The organism is Haloplanus rubicundus, assembly GCF_003342675.1.
In the GTDB taxonomy this organism is placed as follows: Archaea; Halobacteriota; Halobacteria; order Halobacteriales; family Haloferacaceae; genus Haloplanus; species Haloplanus rubicundus.
This window is the reverse complement of record NZ_CP031149.1, coordinates 48,271-67,163: the sequence shown is the minus strand read 5'-3', so window position 1 is coordinate 67,163 and position 18,893 is coordinate 48,271. Positions and strand designations below refer to the sequence as shown.

At 58.1% G+C, this 18,893-nt stretch carries 12 protein-coding genes; 5 read left to right on the top strand and 7 right to left on the bottom strand.

What is annotated here, in order from left to right; genetic code table 11:
* Window positions 1–169 precede the first annotated feature (169 nt).
* The 6 genes from DU484_RS18835 to DU484_RS19760 all read right to left on the bottom strand — a co-directional run bounded on the left by DU484_RS18835 (window position 170) and on the right by DU484_RS19760 (window position 9,179).
* Entirely contained in the window at window positions 170–1,762 is a 1,593-nt protein-coding gene (locus DU484_RS18835) for an ATP-binding protein (protein ID WP_114606871.1), read from the bottom strand.
* 277 nt (window positions 1,763–2,039) lie between these two features.
* Window positions 2,040–3,896, bottom strand: coding sequence for a hypothetical protein (locus DU484_RS18830; protein WP_114606870.1), 1,857 nt, complete (start codon window positions 3,894–3,896; stop codon window positions 2,040–2,042).
* A complete protein-coding gene (locus DU484_RS18825; protein ID WP_187347825.1) occupies window positions 3,896–6,220 on the bottom strand; it encodes a VirB4 family type IV secretion system protein in 2,325 nt (774 codons plus the stop codon). The genes DU484_RS18830 and DU484_RS18825 overlap by 1 nt, the downstream gene beginning before the upstream one ends.
* Entirely contained in the window at window positions 6,217–7,797 is a 1,581-nt protein-coding gene (locus DU484_RS18820) for a DUF7139 domain-containing protein (protein ID WP_114606869.1), read from the bottom strand. Before DU484_RS18820 ends, DU484_RS18825 begins: the two co-directional genes overlap by 4 nt.
* A complete protein-coding gene (locus DU484_RS19765; protein WP_157969617.1) occupies window positions 7,790–8,215 on the bottom strand; it encodes a hypothetical protein in 426 nt (141 codons plus the stop codon). Before DU484_RS19765 ends, DU484_RS18820 begins: the two co-directional genes overlap by 8 nt.
* A 298-nt stretch (window positions 8,216–8,513) precedes the next feature.
* Window positions 8,514–9,179 (bottom strand): hypothetical protein, encoded by a 666-nt coding sequence (locus DU484_RS19760; RefSeq protein ID WP_157969616.1) that lies wholly within the window; start codon window positions 9,177–9,179, stop codon window positions 8,514–8,516.
* A gap of 336 nt (window positions 9,180–9,515) precedes the next feature.
* Here DU484_RS19760 and DU484_RS18805 point away from each other — a divergent pair, with 336 nt between their 5' ends.
* The 3 genes from DU484_RS18805 to DU484_RS18795 all read left to right on the top strand — a co-directional run bounded on the left by DU484_RS18805 (window position 9,516) and on the right by DU484_RS18795 (window position 12,980).
* Window positions 9,516–10,034: a hypothetical protein gene (locus DU484_RS18805; RefSeq protein ID WP_114606866.1), complete on the top strand. Its 519-nt coding sequence runs from the start codon at window positions 9,516–9,518 to the stop codon at window positions 10,032–10,034.
* Between the two features lie 178 nt (window positions 10,035–10,212).
* Entirely contained in the window at window positions 10,213–12,480 is a 2,268-nt protein-coding gene (locus DU484_RS20540; protein ID WP_262342930.1) for a hypothetical protein, read from the top strand.
* The gene (locus tag DU484_RS18795; RefSeq protein ID WP_114606865.1) at window positions 12,477–12,980 is read left to right on the top strand and encodes a hypothetical protein; all 504 of its coding nucleotides are present in this window, start codon (window positions 12,477–12,479) and stop codon (window positions 12,978–12,980) included. The genes DU484_RS20540 and DU484_RS18795 overlap by 4 nt, the downstream gene beginning before the upstream one ends.
* A gap of 194 nt (window positions 12,981–13,174) precedes the next feature.
* Here the strand turns inward: DU484_RS18795 and DU484_RS19755 are convergent, their stop codons facing one another.
* Window positions 13,175–13,456 carry a hypothetical protein gene (locus tag DU484_RS19755; protein WP_157969615.1) on the bottom strand — a complete coding sequence of 94 codons (282 nt, stop codon included), beginning with the start codon at window positions 13,454–13,456 and terminating at the stop codon, window positions 13,175–13,177.
* Between the two features lie 205 nt (window positions 13,457–13,661).
* On the opposite strand from DU484_RS19755, the gene DU484_RS18790 reads away from it, so the two are divergent.
* Window positions 13,662–14,006 carry a hypothetical protein gene (locus tag DU484_RS18790; protein ID WP_114606864.1) on the top strand — a complete coding sequence of 115 codons (345 nt, stop codon included), beginning with the start codon at window positions 13,662–13,664 and terminating at the stop codon, window positions 14,004–14,006.
* Between the two features lie 247 nt (window positions 14,007–14,253).
* Entirely contained in the window at window positions 14,254–18,546 is a 4,293-nt protein-coding gene (locus tag DU484_RS18785) for a helicase HerA domain-containing protein (protein WP_114606863.1), read from the top strand.
* Window positions 18,547–18,893 lie beyond the last annotated feature (347 nt).

Here is an 18,893-nt window from a genome sequence, read left to right as displayed (position 1 = left end):
CAATGCACAGCACCGCGAGGGGAATGAGTGCGTCACTGCTGTCCTACGTAGCAATCTGTACGACTACAATACGAAGCGTAACGTAGGGAAATTCGCGAGGTCACGTTCACGCTGTGAGGTCCGGGCAGTACGGGATGAAGTGGAGAGGACCGATGGGTGAGAAGCGCTTCTACTGGTAGCCGATGGCCGAGTCGTCGGACCCGCCGTCATCATCTGCCTTCGAACGGACGGCGACATCCCGACCTCGAGGGTCGTCCTCGTCGTTATCCCCGTCGTCGACGGTCGGGAGATCGTCCGTCTCGGGTTCCAGCTCTGTCGCTATTGCTTGGAGGTCCTCAGTCGATGGGAAGTCGTCACGAGTCAAAACGCGAGCATCGCGGTCAGCCGCGTTCCGTCGGGCCTCGTCGACGAGGTCAGCGAGATCCGCTCCCGTCATCCCAGCCGTATGCGTCGCGAGATTCGCGTACTCGGCATCCGAGAGCGACGACGGCACATCGGTCAAATGCGTCCGGAGGATAGCGGTACGGGCTTCCTTGTCCGGGAGGCAAATCTCAAAGTGTGCAGCCAACCGTCCCGGTCGAAGGATCGCCCGGTCGATATCACCCGGTCGGTTCGTCGCCGCAACCACGATAGCCTCACGGTCCTCGTGAGTGAGCTGCGCGAGAAATTCGCTGGTCACCTTCCGGTCCTCAGCATGCGAACCCTTCCCTGAGTATTCGCGCGCTCCGAACAGGTGTTCGGCTTCGTCGAGGAAGATGACACACGGCCCAATCTGTTTTGCCTCGTCAAACAGCGTCTTTACCCGGTCAGTGCTCTCGTTGATCCACATCGACGTCACGTCCGCTGGAGAGAGCTCGACGAACGGGACAGTGAGTTCGCCAGCGAGCGCCCTCGCGAACATCGTCTTTCCCGTTCCCGGCGGGCCATACAACATGATGCCGCTCTCAGGTTCGACACTGAACCGCGAGAAGCGGTCATCCCCATCGCGATGCGCCAGGAGGGGCTCGAGAACACGGCGTTCGAGATCGGCCTTCACGTCATCGTAGCCGCCGATATCTTCGAACCTCACCGATGAATGCTGCCAGTCGTACGTCAAGTTCCGTAACTGTACCTCGGACGGGCTACTCCCGGTCAAGGAATGAGTCCCCGGCGTTCCGTCGGTAGACACGTCCTGGGCGACGACAGCATCGTTCACCTCGTGACTGCTTGGACTGGGATCCCTGTCCATGTTCGTGTTCCGGGTCGAGGAGGGAGAAGTTGGACCGGAGGGGATTCGTGCTCGCTCACGCTCATTCTCCTGATCGTTTCGCCGCTTGTCCGTCAGCGTGGTCGCAACGTACGTTCCGGCGATGACGGCGAGTACATTCCCCGTGATAAGCGGAACCGTGAGCGCGTCCGAGTAGGCGTCGCCGGGCGTGCTCGGGAGGAAAGCGTTCACCCCAACGAGCAAGAGCGCTATGACGAAAAACAGCAATCCGCTCACCCCGAGCGGGGGGTACAGCGGTCGCTTGAGGAGCCAAAGGGCGGCGAATCCGGGGATGAACAGCAGGCCGTACACCGCAAGTCCCGCGACGCCCGTCCAAAAGGGATCGAGGACGAGTGGTGCGACCGCCCACGCCCAGCCCATTACGACAGCCGTGATAAGCGAGGCTTCGATGAGGCGGCCAAGCCGACCGTAGGTGGGAAAGCCGTCACGCTTTCGAACGAGTCCGTAGACGACGTCGGCAGCGATGTAGGCAGTTGTGGCAGCGGATAGTGACATGTGTTGATTTCGGCGATGTCGTGCGTTGTTTGGGTGGGGAGGTCGATTGTTGATTCGGCGTTTTTCGAGTGAAGACGCCTGTGAACCGTGTGAAATTCACATTTGAACAGAGTGACTCATATATTATATCCCGTGGTAGTATATAAGCCTGCGTGCGGTCAGCAGATCGTCAGCAGGCTGTTTACAAGGGTCTAAGACACCCAAACGATTCGGACATGAAGACAAAGTCGCTTACGTCCTACACATCCATTCCAAAACAACCAGCGGCGGGCTAAAGCTACAGCCCTCCGCCGTCGTCGTTATTACCTTCATCAGCCATTTCGTTGGGCTTGGACGCCTTCCCGCCAGATGCCCGGCCGAACTCCGAAGTGATCATCGGCTGAGATGACCGACGACCCATAGAGTGTGCGAGATACGAGTTCCCACCGACACCACCGGTCATTGCGGCCACGCCGGTCCTCGTCGTGAACGCCCCGGCCTTGACGCCAGCTTTGCCCACAGTCTTACCCATGTCGGCTCGGCGCTTCCGGACCGACGTCGCGTCAACCTGCGACTGTGCTTCCTTGACACGCTGACCGGCATCGCGCTGCTCAGCCTTCGCAGACTTGTACTTCTGTGTGAGGTTAACGGCGCGAGGGGCCCCGTCCGTGCCCACGTAACTCATCTTCACGTCATTCGTGTCGGGGTCGGTCTTGAATTTTGGCGTCTGTCCTTCCACGGGCTCGGCATCAAGGAATCCCTGCTCTTTTGCCTCGGCCATATCCATGTCGCGCGACGCCATCGAGTTCTGAATGAACTTGACCTGCGAACCGGCCGCCTGTTCCCCCTGTTGCGCCTCGTTCAGAGAGGACCTGGCCTCATTGAGCTTCTTCGTTGTCCCGGCGTGGTCGAACCGCTGGGCTGCCTTCTTGCCAGCGGTCTTTTTTGTATTCCCTACCATACCCTTCGCTCGGGTCGTCATCCGGCTTGCTAAGCCCGACCCGCCAGCGCCTACGTTCGCACTTCCGGCGCCTCCAGCGCCGGCACCGGAGGCAGACGCAGACGCGCTACCGCCCGATGCACCACCAGCAGTTCCACCGGCCGCGGCGCCACTACCGCCGCTACCGCCTGCTGCACTGCCGGCCGCGGACGCACTGCCGCCTGCTGCACCGACAACGGCGCCACCGACGGCCGCCGTGACAGCCAATGTCGCGACCGAAGCGGCTTCACCAGCCCCGATGGGCTGGCCGGCCCACGAAATGAGCTTCCAGATCGTCACGATGAGCAGGACTGGGAAGAGAAGCATTAGCGCAAGTTCAGCGAACACAAGGCCAATATTCCCAATAATGCCACTCTTTGCGGTCTGGAGAATCGCGCCATGCTCAATGACCTGGAACGTCAGCACAATAACGGCGATTACAGGGCCAGCTAACAGGGAAAACACACCCATCCGCATGAACGTCGCGCCGACGCTGCCGACGGACTTCAGCGGGCCGCGCCCTGCGAACCAGACAACCGCGAAGAACGGAGTCCCGATGTAGGCCATCCAGATCATGAACCAGCGCAGGAGCAGGAAGAATATCGACAGTAACAGTGCTAGGATTGCGAGAATCGCGGCGACTATCGAGACGACGAACTTCAGCACCCACACACCGAATGTGGTGGAAGCTCCAACAAGCCCGTTCTCGTACCCATAATTGACACCACTACCCGGGTCAAGGTTCAAGATGGCAACCGTTACAGCGTTTGTCGCATCAATCGCGAACCCCCATGCAGGCTGGGAGATGCCAATAAACAGCAAGATCATCACGACACGGACGACGAGATCCAACAACCCGGATTCACGGTCTTCGCTGAACGGCCACGCGATGAGCGCGAGCGCGATCATTATCGGAAGCAAGACGAGCGATATCTCGAACATTCCAGTCCACGCGTTGCCCGCCGTCGCTGAGTCATACGGGTTCGGGACCTTCAGCAGACCCTTGATGAGTTCGTCCGTCAGTGCCGTCGATAGTTCGGTCGCAATCGCGTCGGCCGTGTCCGCGATCCACCCAAAGAGCGCCTCCGCTATCGCCTCAGGAAGGTCACCCAGCCCGAGTTGGAGGCGGACAAACGTCATCAGCAGAAGCGGTTCGACCGGTATCGGCATCGCCATCAACGGTCACCAGAGCCGGATGTCAAGGAGTTCGTCGTGTCGTCGTCAGTGATACTCTCGGACTGCTCTTGTGTCGTCCGGGCTTGTGCAAATTCGCTTGACAGCTCCATGTCCAGCTCACGGTTCGACACCGCAGGCATTTCCGACATCTCGAGATCGAGGTCCACATCGGAATCAGTGTCATCGGGGCGCATCGATCCCTCAATTTCCTCAATGTAGTCCCACGGGTCGAGATCGTCGTCGATCATGTAGTGCTCGAAGTCACCAGAATGGATCTCGAGACGGCGTCGCCCATGTTTTGTCGTCGACAGCAGACACCCGGAGTACCCGGAGTTCTGTCCACGTGGGGCCGATTGGAGGTACTTCACCTCTGCCGGTGAAAGATCGAAGTACTCCTTTGTCGCGTCTGCCACCGACTGGGCGTAGAACAGGAGCTTGATGTCACAGTTCTCGTAGATTTCACGGCGAGCGTCAGTCCGTAGGAACTCGTGAGCGGTCTGACTCATCAGGGTGAGGCCCGCGTCGTAGTGGCGTGCGTGCCTGATGAATAGGTTAATTAGGTCCCGTGTGGACTCCCGCCCCAAGAGGTAGTGGGCCTCGTCGAAGGTCACGTCGAAACGATCCGGCGACCGCTTGGCCTCGAGATACGCCCACTGAAGCATCGCGTGCAAAATCAGGGGCATCTCGCCGGTGTCCGCAAACGAACTCATATCCATCACGACGAGCCGCGAGTTCAGTTCGAGGTTCGTTTGGCCGTTCAGGTTCGCGTTGATTCCACCCGGCTTGAAAGACTCGAACTTCGGTTCTAAGGCTTCCGCGACCTCCTGATGTTTCTCCGATGGCTGGAACACTGCCATCGGCACTGAAATGTACGTCTCCGTGATGGGGTTGCCCTCCTCGTCAAGAACATCCAACCCCTGGAAATGCTCGAACATCGCCTCGTCGACGAGGCCCGAGTCGAGTGCCTCCATGAAGCCTCCCTCTGTGATAATTTCTACACCCTCAATGAGGCGGTCGATGACGGGTGGTTCGTTCGCGTACGTGTCGTACTCGCCAAGGATGATGCCTTTCGAGAGGTACGCGTAGTGCGTCGCCTGAATGAGCATGCCCTCTTCGGCAGCGGGGAGCCCGCCTCGGTCTTCGTAGTGGGTGTTCATCATCTCAACGACAGACCGCACCGTGAGCGGGTAGGTATCCTCGGACGCACCGATCTCGCCCGTTGGAGCTGAGATGTCCATCGGATTCACCTTCTGCGACCCACCAAAGCGGATGACCTCGCCACCCAGTTTTTTCGCGAACTGTGGGTAGTCATCGCCCGCCGGGTCGAACAGAATGCACTGTACCGTAGGGTCGGCCAGCAGTCGGCGGTAGATCTCGAGCTTCCTAGCGTAGGATTTCCCAACACCAGTCTTCCCCGAGATGGTCATCCCGAACCCAGAGTGGGCGTAGCGGTCAAGGATAACCGGGCGGGATGTGTCGTCGAATCCCATCATAATGCCGTCTTCGTCGTAGATCGGCGGCTCAACGAGATTGAACAGTGTTCCGAGTGCCTCAAGCTGGATAGGATGGACGTTCTTGATTGTGTCCGTCGCAAGAGGAACAATAGTCCCGTTGCCCTCCACCTGCTGGTGGTGCAGTACCGTCGTCTCGACGTCCTGTTCCGCGAGAATGGTGTCGACGCGTTCGCGCATCGCCTCGAGTTCCTCGTGCGAGTCCGCGACGAGTTCGATGTAGATGGCGATGTCAAAGACCTTCGTTGTCCCGCGAATCACGTCTTGGAGAATCCGCAGGAGGTCCTCGCGCTCTAATTCATCCTGATGGGTATCCGTCCGACCCTTTCGGGACTTGAGCGTGAGTGCCGTCGTGGTCTGCGTGTAGCGGCGCTGGAGTTGTTTACGTGTCTTTGCCGGATCTCGTGGTGTAATGTGTAGCGAGAGACGGAGATTCACGTCCGCAATCGTGAGCGGGACGAGCCATCCGAGGTTGACCTTCCGAGGGAAGCCCGTAACGGTCATGATTTGCGTGATCTTCTCTTCGCGGACCTGGAACTCGGGATGGCGCTCCATTGCTCGGGGCGCGACCAACTTCTTATCAAGCGTCTCTCGCTCTTCGAGAGATTCGATAGGGGAGACGAGCGGGACTTCGTCGGCCTGGAGCTGGTAGGCTGCCCACTCGATGTTCTTCCGGGTGGCTTCCCGATCGAGGAGTTCTAAGTATTCGAGTGCGACCTGTGTTTCCTCGCCAGAGAGGTCGTCAATCGGGATGCGTTCAAATTCGTCTTCCTCAGAGTCGTTCTTTCCAAGAAGTTTCTTGATGGGGTTCATGTTGGTTTCTCAGTCTCGTCTTCAGTCGTGCCGGGGGCCGTGGAATCAGCGCCAGTGTCGGCGTCAGGGGCCTCTATATCGGAGTCGTCAGAGTCGTCGGAATCGTCGGAGTCGCAGGTGGGGGTGGCAGGAGTACCTGTGGCCCCACCGTCAGTCGCCACATCAGACGCGTCGGGATCGGATGTAACTGCTAGATTCGAGAGGTCCATTTTCTGTCGCGAACGTACCGCGAGGACGACAGCGACGAGCAGTGCTAAGATGCCCAACGCGTACACCTCAATCGTGAACGTGGTCACGGCGGGATTCGAGTCCCAGTCTTGGGGATAGGCCCCAACGAACAGAGTGAGCGCGTAGCCTGCCGCTGCGAGGCCGGCCACTGCGAGGCCCTTGGTCCTTCGCTCCGAAGGAAACAACACGACGAGACTCAGCACAAATCCAGGCAGACTCGCCGCAGCCGTCGCGAACGACACGGTCCGAGACAGCCAGTACGTATCCGTACCACGTTCGGTGATTTCCATTGACCAGAGGAACGTGCCGAGCGCCCCCACACTGAGCATCAGGCTTAGGAGGCCCAAGAGCACGCCCGCATAGACCGCTCGCGGGACGACTGGGAGCGAACCGTATCCGATCGGTCCGATGTTCCGGGCGTACCAGCTCAGGATACGCGACCCAGAGACGCGATCGACAGTGTCCGGGTGTGCGTACCCACCGTCACCGACCGCCGCCAACAGTCCGTCACCCGGTTCGGTACCCCGTCCATATTCGATTTCGGGATGGTCGTCAGAAGCGCGGTCGAACCCGTAGCCACCATCCTCATTCGCCTCTGCCTGTGCCACTTCTTCGGGAGTATAGGTCGCGTCAGCAACCTTCTGTACCTCCTCGTGTGGGCGTGAGAAGCTACCCTGCTCGAACGAGATGGGCGGCTTCTCACCGTGGTAGACTTCGTAGAGGACCTCAAGGACAACCGGGCGAGTGTCCAGAATCTCGGCTTTCACCTGCGTCTGAGGGAGCTTCGACGCCACGCGCTGGGCGCGGGCCTTCACTTCCTCAATATACTCGGGTTCGTTTTCGACCTCGAGGTTGTTCCCGCCGGGCAGGAGCGCCTGAATCTGTGTCTTGAGGCCATCGTCGGCTTCCTCGTCCTTTGCGACTGCGACCGCGACGTAGAAGTCACGATCGCGAATCTCCGCGACATCGACGACGCCCCGAAGCCAGTTAGTGTGGTACTTTCGACCGTAGTCGAGCAGCGGTAGCTCGCCCAGCGCGTCGTCGCCTTCCTCATCATCACCCGAGTTGATGAGCATACTTTCGGCTTCGTCGAACTTCCTGAGGTAGGGCTCGGGATCGTATGCTGCCGTCATCGAGAGGAACTGTACCGGGAATTGTATCCCGCGCAGGAACGTTATGAACGACAGATAGAGGCTTTCTTTATGCTCCTCAGAGAGGATCAGCCACTCACGGGGCTGGATTTTGAGCAGCATTGCATAGGTGGTAGGCGTCTCCACGACGCCCCCATCACGGACGTTTTTGAAATCCATGAGGTCCAGCGTCGAACCGGCGTCTTCGTATTCAGTCATTGGTGTGTCCTCTATGCGTCGCGATCGGCCAATCCGCGTCAGGGTCGTCGTCCTCGTCAGCGACGACTGGCTCTGGACGTCCCGTGATCCATGCCTCGAAGGGTTCGTGATACGCGAGATCGCCCGGAGCTGGCTCTGGAGGCTTCCAGACGTAGTTCGTCCGCCCGCGCAGATGACGTGCCATCGCCCCGGCGTATTGTAGAGGACGCTGTCCCGGTGGAGTACGGCTATAAATGAACAGTCCCACTAGGAATCCGACGAACACTAACGGGATCGTCACCTGTAGTGGGAGGCCGATGGTGTAGAGAATGAGCGGGACGACAAGGGGCGGCCCCATCGACTCAGCCAGTTTCCGAGCTGAGACGCCGAACATCTTCGAGGCAAGAAGATGAGATGCAACCGGAATGTCCTGGCTCATCTCGTCACCTCCGTGGTTTCGGCGTCACCGTCACTCTCAGCCTCGGGTTCGGTAGCTGCCTCGGCCCGGTGTTCCGCCTCGATGTCGGCGTTCGATTGAGCAGGGGCCGGAACGACATCTTGGGTGCGGATTGTCGGCGGCCAGGTTCGTTCAGCAGCGAGAAGTCGCTGTTCGGCTTTCAGCATCATTCCACGCCAGGTCAGCCCGAGACCTTTCCGAACCGAATCCAACCACTCGTACTCCTCTTGAGATTGGATATTGATTCGCGTATTGTAATCCGAGGGGCTCGTCGTCCCAGTCATCGGAAATCACCGTCAAATTCGCGGGCGTAGTCGTCGTAATCATAGCGCGGGTCGACGACATCCCACTCATCGTGGTCATCGGGGTGTCGAAGCACATCTTCGACATCGTCGTGTGCGTCCGCGGGATGAAGTGCTTCTCCGGCTTCGGCGGCCTGTGCCGCTTGAGCATCCCAGCGTCGGTACTCTCTCGTCCGAGTGCGTTCGGCCGCAACCGACTGCTGTGCATGGTTGGTACGAGGGGTGCGGTTCTCCCGTATCTGAGCGACAGCAGCGCTCACGTCGACACTCTCTCTACCCTCATCATCACGGTCAGTCTCGCCGTCATCGGCACGACTGCCGTTCGTGCTGGCGGCCATGCCCGCATCGGTGAACGTAGACGGTGGGAGTTCGGTTGTTGAGCGGGCATGTTGCCGTTCGCGGACCTGCTCGTGTAGTTGCTCAGTGACGTTCGTTCGCTCGGCCGAAACCCCAGTGTGGTCTCCCGGTCGCGAGTGTGCGAGTGCCGGGTGTAACTCAACGAGGGCCTTGAGGAGATCTATGCTCTCTGCGTGTTTGGCTCCCTCGAGAAGGACGCCGCGCCAGATCATCCCGTGCCGATCACGGAGATCGCGTAGGCGGTCAGCCTCTTTCCGAGAGTGCCAGTCGACTTGTATTTCAGGCATGGGAGGGTGCTAACATTTCCAAGCAGTGGACGGGGTCCTGCTCGACGCTCACCGGGCGAACGCAGTCATACTCACACGTGACGATACGTGCGAGCGAGTCGGGCTCGTCTCGGAGCAGCGAGCGGCCGCTCGGTCCACCGATGAGTGACCAGAGTTCAGCAGGACTTGCCATCAACCGGAATAAGCAGTAGATGGTTAAGGAACTTTCAAGTTTACAACAAATGTGGCAGATGTAGCGGCTGGGGTGGATGTAGACAAAGAGTATATTTGGTCGCAGACTGCCTCGGGTTAGCCACTCCAAGCGTCGTCAGAACTGCTGGCGACGAATGCTATCCCATGAACATCCTCCAACCAGAGGCCATTGAAGTGCTTCTCCACTGGCGCATCCTCGTCAGTGGAGCGCTGTCGGCAAGTCCTGATACTGCCCACGTAATAGGCCCGTACATTCGAGCTAGCACCGGCCCGGTCGTGCCCCTTGGGGACTATCGAGGCATCTCCACGCTCACGCGTGTACTCCACGGCCACATCCTGTATTCAATCGTCGATACCGCCCTCCTGCATACCAATATCTACACACAGCAAGCGTCAATTATCGCGCTTCAGAGCGGTCCTGACCTCAGTTCGCTTATTTCCGATCTGAAGGCCGCTATTACCCTCCCTGGGTGGGTCGGGAGGGCAATCTGGTGGACGGGTCTTATTACGCTCGTCGTCGGCGGTATGGCGTACTTCATCAGTCCGTCCATCAACAATCGCCGGCGCGGATTCGTGATGGTAACAACCGGGGTCGTCCTCGCAATCATCGGGGCCGCGTTTTCGCTCTTCATCAACCTGATTCAGTATGTCCTCTCAGGCTGATTCACAGCGGGATGGGGAAACTGAATCGACACACAGGGACAGCTGGACAGATACACTCAGAGGACGTGTTGCCGCCGCCTTCACCGCGCGTGCACCGAAACTCACCAGTCCGGCCAATGGACTGACGGAGCCGATTGCGAACGCTCTCCAGGGCCAGTCACAGGGATTCCGTATTTTCGTGACCGTTCTCATGGCGACCAGCCTCCTGATCGCACCTGTCACCGTTGTCTTTGCTGCCGGTCTTGACCCGATCTATGACATTCCGAGCCCCGAGCCTGGCGTTGATAAGAGCTACGACGAAACCTATCGCGTCCTCGCGAACAATGACGTAGATGTCGATCCCGAAGATATCACTTACTCCGGCTACTACGGAACCGACTACCCGGCTTACCCGGTCGACATCGGACAGGATACACTGTCACCCTCGCAATCGCTTCGATATTCCACAACAGCCGACACCTACATCACGGATCTCTCCGGTTACAGCGCGATTCCGATCAAAGATGAGTGGGAATCCTACTCCAGTATCCCTCTCTACTCGGACACGCAGATCATCAACGTACACTCTAACAACACCTACGACGGGCCAAAGAGCAACGACGGTAATTGGTTCGTACGTGTCACCAACCAGTACGGAGAGTGGCGACCCGTCTACAACGCCGACGTGGAATGGGATCCAACCGCCGAGGAGCTCTACGTCTCGAACCCTGACGACGCCCTAGTTCATCAAGCCAGACATGAGAGCACCATCTTTCGGAACCTCCACGCGGCCGAACAATACACGAAATACGCACAGGACTCAGATCGAATCGCCATCCCCAAAATGAACGGTGGAGAGCTTTACCCCACCTCGAGCGGCGCGAGCATGTCACAAAAGTGGGGCCAGGGCAACTTCAACACCGTTCGTAAGGCATGGGTCGGAATGAACGACCTCTTTGGTGGTGCCTGGTATCGTGATAGATACGTTTCTGGGTCAACCCCCACCCGGGGTGCGTACATTCCCTACGATCACCGAGCCGAGGCCCCTCCGGATTTCAGTCGCAGCTCCACGTGTACGATATCGCACTCACACGGTGGTGGCAGTAGCCACTCTCACACGTACTCGAAGACCGAGTGGGCCAAATACAATCTCCTCAATTCGACGGCGAACGTTACGTCCGTCAGACTCGATCGTCCCGGATTCACCGGCGACTCTGAATGGAACCGATTCGGCAAGACAACCTGGATCGCGATTGAAGCTCTCTCGAGTGACAATCTCGAATATCCTCGAGGGGACTACACCCTGACAGCGACTCTTGAAGTTACCACTGAAGTCAGGACTCGGTGGGGCGTCAGCAGCTCGAAATGCAGTGCGTGGTCGCAAGCAAGCGTGAGCACCAACACTCACACGACAACATACAGCGTCCCGGTCACCATCACGGACTGGAATTCTCCAAATCTCGAGATCGACGTCGCCCATATCGACGGGGCAGGTCACGACCGCCTCGTCGTGAGGTGGAAGGGCAACCAGGACTTCCCGAGCGACCCCTGGAGGAAGATCAGCATCGACATTGGCGACAAGACAATCGAGATCATCTCCCCGTGGCGGTTCTACGGTGTCTCTCGCAACGACGAGGTCGAAGTTAGCACTGGAGGTGGTTCGACCACCTACAACTCAACGCACACCTACGGCGATCGGTGGCCTGCCATCTACCGCTACGAGACAGGCGTCGCCAACGTCACCGCCGCCTTCCCACAACAGGACGACGCCAATCAACTATGGGGATACACCCGTTCTGTCGACAGTCAACTTTCGACGACGCTCCCGGGAGCACCACTTCCGGCCAACGTCAACGACCCTGATAACGATCAGCCAACCGACCTCTACACACAGCACGTCATAGACGTCAGATCAAGTGACCTCGACACAGGTGAAACTGCCACCGCCACGGGGTCGAGTCCGTTCGGTGCTCTTCTCAACGGGAAGAGAGTCAGCGGCGAAGACCAGATCAAAGTCTCCACCCAACCATACGAGTCCACCACCCTCCAGATGACCGATGTTAATGTCTCGTCTACCGGCGCGAATCACGAGGGCGTCCTCGTTCTCACGGACACCAGTGGCGACCCAGTCAAGAATAAGAAAATCACCGCCACCCAAGATGATGGAACGACAGCAACGGTTACGACCGACAGTACTGGCCGTGCCAAGGTCGTATGGGACGGACCGGTTCTCCGCGCTCGCTACGGCGGCGACGTGTTTTGGTCACCAAGCGACCCCTACTACCAGGGTGACCAACTTCTCTATCTCCTGCCGCCCTCACCCCTCGAATTCGCGGCCGTTGGCACAGTCGGGGAATACATCTCGGCATCCATCAGCAATGTCCTCATCTTCGTTGAGTGGCTCGCGCTCGGGGTTTTTGCCTTGTGGTGGGTGCGCCGTCGCACTAGCAAGGGGAACTCAGGATGAGCGCGGTTAGTGGATTTACCGAGCCCGCAATCAAACTCCTCGAAATCGCGACTATCATCGGGCGCTACGGAACCCTCATCGCGCTCCTCATCGGTACCATCGGTTGGTGGGGTTACGGCAAAAATCCTCAAGCAATGGCCCGCTTCCGGGGGGTGGCCGTTGGCGGCGGAGCCGGCTACATGGCGATCGTCGCTATCGACGTCATCTACGATGTCCTCGTGTTCATCCTGGGTAGCAAGTTCCTCCCTGCTGGGTGGCCCTACGGCGCCGTGACTGGCGCTCACGCGAGCAATCTGTTCCAGTTCGCCACCGCCCTCAGCATCGTCCTCCACAGCTTGGGCCTTGTCCTGTTCATCATCGGCGTGACGTGGTGGGCGTTTGGTAGCCGCGATTCGATCGCCGAGTCTCGCGGTCGACGTGGAATTGTAATGGGGCTCACTCTCATCGGTGGAAGCATCGGAGGCAACGTAATCAACGTCTTCGCGTGGATTTTGCTATGACGGGCAACGAACAACGGCCGGACGCCAGAAGAGATTGTGATGGAGATTGCGACCGCAAGCAAGAAGACTACGACCCCAAGGAACCAATCTGAAACGACGCCCTACGACCAGCTCTCCCTAAGACCGTGTGATGTCAGAAACGAATCGAACCATCGTAAGAAGGAGAACGTGGTACCGCGACTGGGCCGCTCGTCTCAGGCGGAGTTGTTAGAGCGTTCTTCTTCTGACTGAGTGGAGCTCCCGCCCGCTAGTGACGGAAGGTACTGGTTCTCGATTTCTTCAACCGGCGGGAAGCCGATCTCATCGAGAACTTTCTCAATCGCTTCGTTGTACGACAGGTTTTTTATTGGGTTTTTATTCTTGTAGGCGGTCAGCCGCGTCTTCGTCGGCGGGTGGAGGGCAACGTTGATCGCCGTCTCGGGTTCGGACTCGGCACCGTCGTTTTCTGCGGTAGGGTTGGAGTTGTTTTTAGGCACTACAATCACCTATGGACAAGGAGACACAGGAGGGTGTTTTCCTGATCCATAAAAGGGCGTGCTACGGGTTAACGCATAACTGTTCCGGTGAAAACCCCCATATTCCCGCCCGTTGACACCCTTAGACCGGCGTTTTACATTCTCTACATTCAATGTAATCTGCTCTTCTTTATGTCAAACTCCCACCTCGTACGGGTGGGTAACAATGAGCATCCTCCGGACAAAACAACTCCTGAGAAAGCACAGCACCCCACTTGTCGTGGGAATCCTCGCCCTAGTCCTGTTCGTCGATCCAGTCGCCGCACAGGCAGCGCCTCCTTCCGGCTTCGAAGACATCATGAGCAACCTCTACGACGTGGTCCTGCTTGTGCTGAAGTACGCTGGCCTCGTGGCGCTCTCCCTCGGTGCAATCGTGTGGTTCACCGCCCGGAGGAACAGCGATAGGGCCGAGAACGGAATGAAGCTCCTGATCGGTGGCGGAGCGATGACCGTGTTCTACTTCGGCGTCACGATCTTCGTGTCCGTGTTGGAGTGGATCGCCACCCCGTAAGCCGTCTATACGGGACGAGTACTCTCCCTTCCACCCGTGCCCGAACGTTCAATTGGGCTCTATTTTGGGGGGAGCATTCCAGAGGCCGGGAGCGACTGAATTAACAGACATAACATAGTACAAATATGCTAACAAACGTTACAACTACGCGTCTAACCAAGCGAATGACCCAGCGGGTGGAGTGCGTCCCGACCATTGCACAGTGGAGAGGGCAGAGTGTGTCTGCCCGTGGGGAGGCCGGAGGATAATGACTGCCTCGCCCCCAGACTCCGAAAAGGACGACAACGGGCAAGACACCCTCCACGGCCGCATCAACTCTATGTCGTCGACATCAACGGAAGATTCGACCGAACGGTTGTTCCCCGGTCAGAGCCGGGAAGGATCAACCGAGGGTGACCGCGTCCCGTCGACAGAGAGCGGGACTGACGACGAAGCGGAGGGAGAATCAGAGGACCGTCTCGCCTCCTACGAAGGCAAGAGCACGACCGGGCCAGGAAAGAAACTCAGCGATCCTGTCGAAGCTCGGCCGTATATCCATATCTCACCCGCCCGCAAGCAAGTCACGCCCGGGAACGTCATCGAGGGACTGTTTGGATTCTACCGTGCAGGCGTGACGGGAACCTCGCGATTCAATCTCAAAGCCCGTCTCGGGCTCAAGAGCTATAAGAAGACTTTCGAGTTCATTATCCACAAGCCGCGGAACACGAAGCGATTCGACTTCTATATCTCAGTGACGCCTTACGAGGCGACCGCATTCAAGACGCTCGCTGCGAACGTCGCCGCGATGTATCCCGAATCCTTCGAGTTCGAAATCGTCCCATTCAATCCCGTTGCAGCGTTCGCCTCAGAAGACGGGAACGCCCGCGTTGGTGGGCGGCGTATTGCGACGCTCGACGACATTGTCGACCTCGAGAACCTCGCCGGCTTCGAGGACCCTGAGGTCTTCACTGACGAAGAAATCGGGAGCGGAAACGAACCCTCCTCCAAAGAAGCCGAAGAGCAGCTCAACAGGGAAGGCGTTCCGCTCCGTCCCGAAGAGGTCAGTGAGGAAAACCGTCCCTCGCTCGTTCGCTGGAAGGGCATCTCCTCGAAAAAAGACGACTGGATGACGTTACTCCGGCCGTTCAGCAATTTGTCTGTCGACCGTGACGACCAGTATCGCTCTCCCCTCAGCGTGCTTCTTGAACAGGCCGTCCACACCGACGACCCATTCATCTTTCAGACTATCTTCAAGCCACGCTCTGATTGGACTAGAGAGGCTGAAAACCACAAACGGAACCTCAAGATGGGTAACCACGGAACGCTCTCCGCGTTCAAAAACGAGTTTTTGCGGCAGGCGTTCGGAACATCCGATCAAGAACGCCAGAACCTCCACCGTGGTGACATCTCCGAGCAGGTCGGAGGGTCCGTCAGCACCGGCGAGGATGACAAGATTACGGGGTCGCGGATGGAACAGATCGACCGCAAACAACCGACTACAACGTTTGACCTCACACTCCGAGCTGCTTGTAACGAACAGACTATCCAAAGCATCTCGAACGCCTTCACGTCGCTCTCAGGACCGTACTATGGCATCGAGGGCGAGCTTCTCGGGGACAACGACAAAGAGTTCACCCGGCTGTGCCACACACGACAGGCCAGCACCAGCGGCCTCTCCGGACGCTTCAGCAAAGGTAATCCGCTCATCTGTGCCTCTCCCGACGAGCTCGCGAACTTTGCCGTCGTCCCGCATACAGGCGCCCTCCCGCGGGCCTCACGTGGATCATCGGGTGGATCGCCCGACGCTCGTTCGCCACTCACAGCGACAGACGAGGACCTGCTCTCGCAGTACGACTCCGGAATGCACATCGGGAATGCCGAGACCGCCGTCGACAGCCGACCAAATATTCCAATTCGTCTCAATGCAGGACAACTAACGCACCACATCCTCCGCGCAGCGACGACTGGTGCCGGGAAGACGACGACGATGATCAGCGATACGCTGTCGGCCTACGAGTCGTTCGACGGCCCCATTTTCGTTTTCGACCGGAAAGGTGGGACGATGGCAGAGGAGTACAAGAAAGCGCACTTCAAGAAATTCGGCAACCTCGACGACGTCGTCCACATCCCCGTTCCGGGGCCGAACGACGAGGTGCTCGCCTTCCCGTACTTCGACATCCGTCCGCAACTCGCCGCCGGCGTCTCACGTACGGTCGCAGTCCAAGAGAAAGTCGACCGCTACAATGAACTCCTCGTGTACGTGCTGGGCCGCGAAATGACTCAACAGGCGTTCGTCGCTCAGGAGATCCTCAATAACCTGATCAAGGCGATGTTCGATCCCGTGTACGGCCGGGACGCATGGCCGATCAAGGACCTGTTTCAGGTTGCCTTCAAGATGCAGCAAAAAGGGAGCGAGGACGAGAAGGTACGGGCACAGGGAGAGATACCCAGCGTGAGCGACGAGACTCTCGAACTCTCACTCACGCGACATCTCCATGCCGACAAGCAGCGGTTCAAGTCGTCGATCGACGCCGTAATGAACCGTATCACCAAGCTCGCCGAGCGAGATTTCATCTGGCGTATCCTCAATTTCGTTCCCGAATGGGACGACGAGAAGGGCTGCTACGCCGATCAGTCCCCGATGTTCGATATACAGGATATCCTCGCCTCGAACAAGGTGGTCATCATCGACACGGGCGATCTCCGGCCCGCCTCAAGCGATCTGTTCACCTTCCTGCTGCTCGACTACATCTGGTCGGGCGCTCGCCTCCGTCATCGGGTTGGGGACACCCCGCCGGTTGAGGATGGATACGTTATCAACATCATCATCGACGAAGCCGCGGCAATGCTCCAGTCCGAACTGGTGCGCGACGACATGATTCCTGACGGGCGTGAGTTCGGGCTCTCCCTCGAATTCATCATTCACTTCGCGGAGCAAGTCAAGAGCGATGCCCTCGACGTCTCCTCGTACAAGGAAATACTGCGGAATATCAATACGAAACTCATCGGCAAGCTCGCCGTCGACGACGAGCTCTTGATGACGTTATTCCACGAGGGCATCGAAGATGAGGAACTCGTCGATCGGATCACGTCGTTCCCGCGCGGGAAGTGGATCGCGCAACTCCCTGACACCGGCTTCATGACTGATATCCCTGAAATCGTGACGATGAAGCCCGTCGATATTCCCGAGGGTCACAGCAAATCCGACGACCCCGTATTCGATAAGACCGTGTCGAAGCAGGGGTATGTCTTCAGCGAAATCAAGGCGGAGATCACCCGTGCAACGCGGCGGGACTACTGCCTGCTCCCGGGGAGCAACACCGGCGCTTCCGGAGAGCAACTCTCCACACAACACAGGCGCGGCATCAACGGTAGTCAAAATGACTCCCAAGATGACTTCGAAGTGGGGGTGCCTGGTGACAACGAAGACGGAGAAAGTGGACACAAACAGACCAAGTCCAACCCACAGACACAACTCGGCACAGGAAGGCCAGATACCCCCGACACAAGAGGGCGACCCCGATCAGGCAGGCACGACGATCAGGCCGAGTCAGAGGCTAGTCGAGTGTCCGCAGACGACCTCGAGTCAGGTCATCCACCGCGCGAAGCGACCGATGAAAGCGAGACCGATGGTGGGGTTCCACAGGCAGGCGAAAAAAAAGACAGAGATCTGGGAGATCGGGTTGACAACTTCCTCTACGGTGGAGTTGATCCCGACGCCGAAGACCCGTCCGAAAACAACGAGGCACACAGCGATGAGGAGAGGGGAATAACTGTCGACAATGCAGACAGCCCTAATGCGTCTGATACCCCCGACGAAAGCGCTACTGAGAGTGTCGATGAAAAGGACGGAGAAACTCAAACAGCCATAACTGAGAATCTGACAGTTGAAGAACGCCACTTCCTCGCTGCGATCGTCACCACAGTCAACGGCAACCACCCTGCCTACGATGTCGTGGACTCCATGGAGCGGATAAAGAGTCAGTTCGATGAGGTAGACGAGGAGAAACTCATCGACCTTGGCTATCTCGAGAAACAGACCGAGAGTCTGCGAGTCTACTACACCGTGACTCGCGACGGTCAGCGTGCGTGTGGAGCGAAAGTCGCGACCGGCGAAGACCAGGGCGATGTGAACGAGAAGACCTACCACAAGGTGATGGTCGAGGCATTCGCTCGATCACTCGCGCGCGATCCCAATAATCAGTATTTTGTCAAGAGATACGTGCCACTTCATGGGACCGATGTGAAGCCGGACGCTGTCGGCTACGACGGCGAAGATCCCGTCGTCATCGGAGAAGCAGTCTCGAACATCCATCCCTCACTAATTGTCAAACACTACGACGACTTCAACAGATTCGATGTCGAGAAGAGAATCTGGATTGTGCCCAATTTATCAGTCGCATGGGATATTGTCCGAGCCCTCGCAAACGCTGGTCGGATCGACGAACTACCTCCCAAGCGAAACAACAGGACCTACGAGAAACTCACTGAGGCAATCTGGGGTGAAGATGGCGAGTGGATGTTCGTGAGGGCTCCAGATCTCCTCAATGATCTCGACTAGTCACACTTCGGCGTGCGCAGATTTTGTGCGCACGGCGCGCACGAGCAGTATGTCGGCTGTGCCCCCAGAATCCGCCTTCTCGAACACACCCTTAGCGTCAGCACTTTGCGCACGGAGGCAAAACGCTTTAGAGAGTCTAAAAAGCGATCTAAGAACTCAAAATGAAATCGCCGATTTTTGCGGGGCTCCGAGTACACGAAATTGCACGCAAAATCTGTGCACGGCGCGCACAGACGGCACACGGGCTGTACCTCCAGAATCCACCTTCTCAACCACCCCCTCAGCGTCAGCACTTTGCGCACGGGGGCAAAATGTCTTAAAGACTCTATGGAGCAATCTGGTTGCGT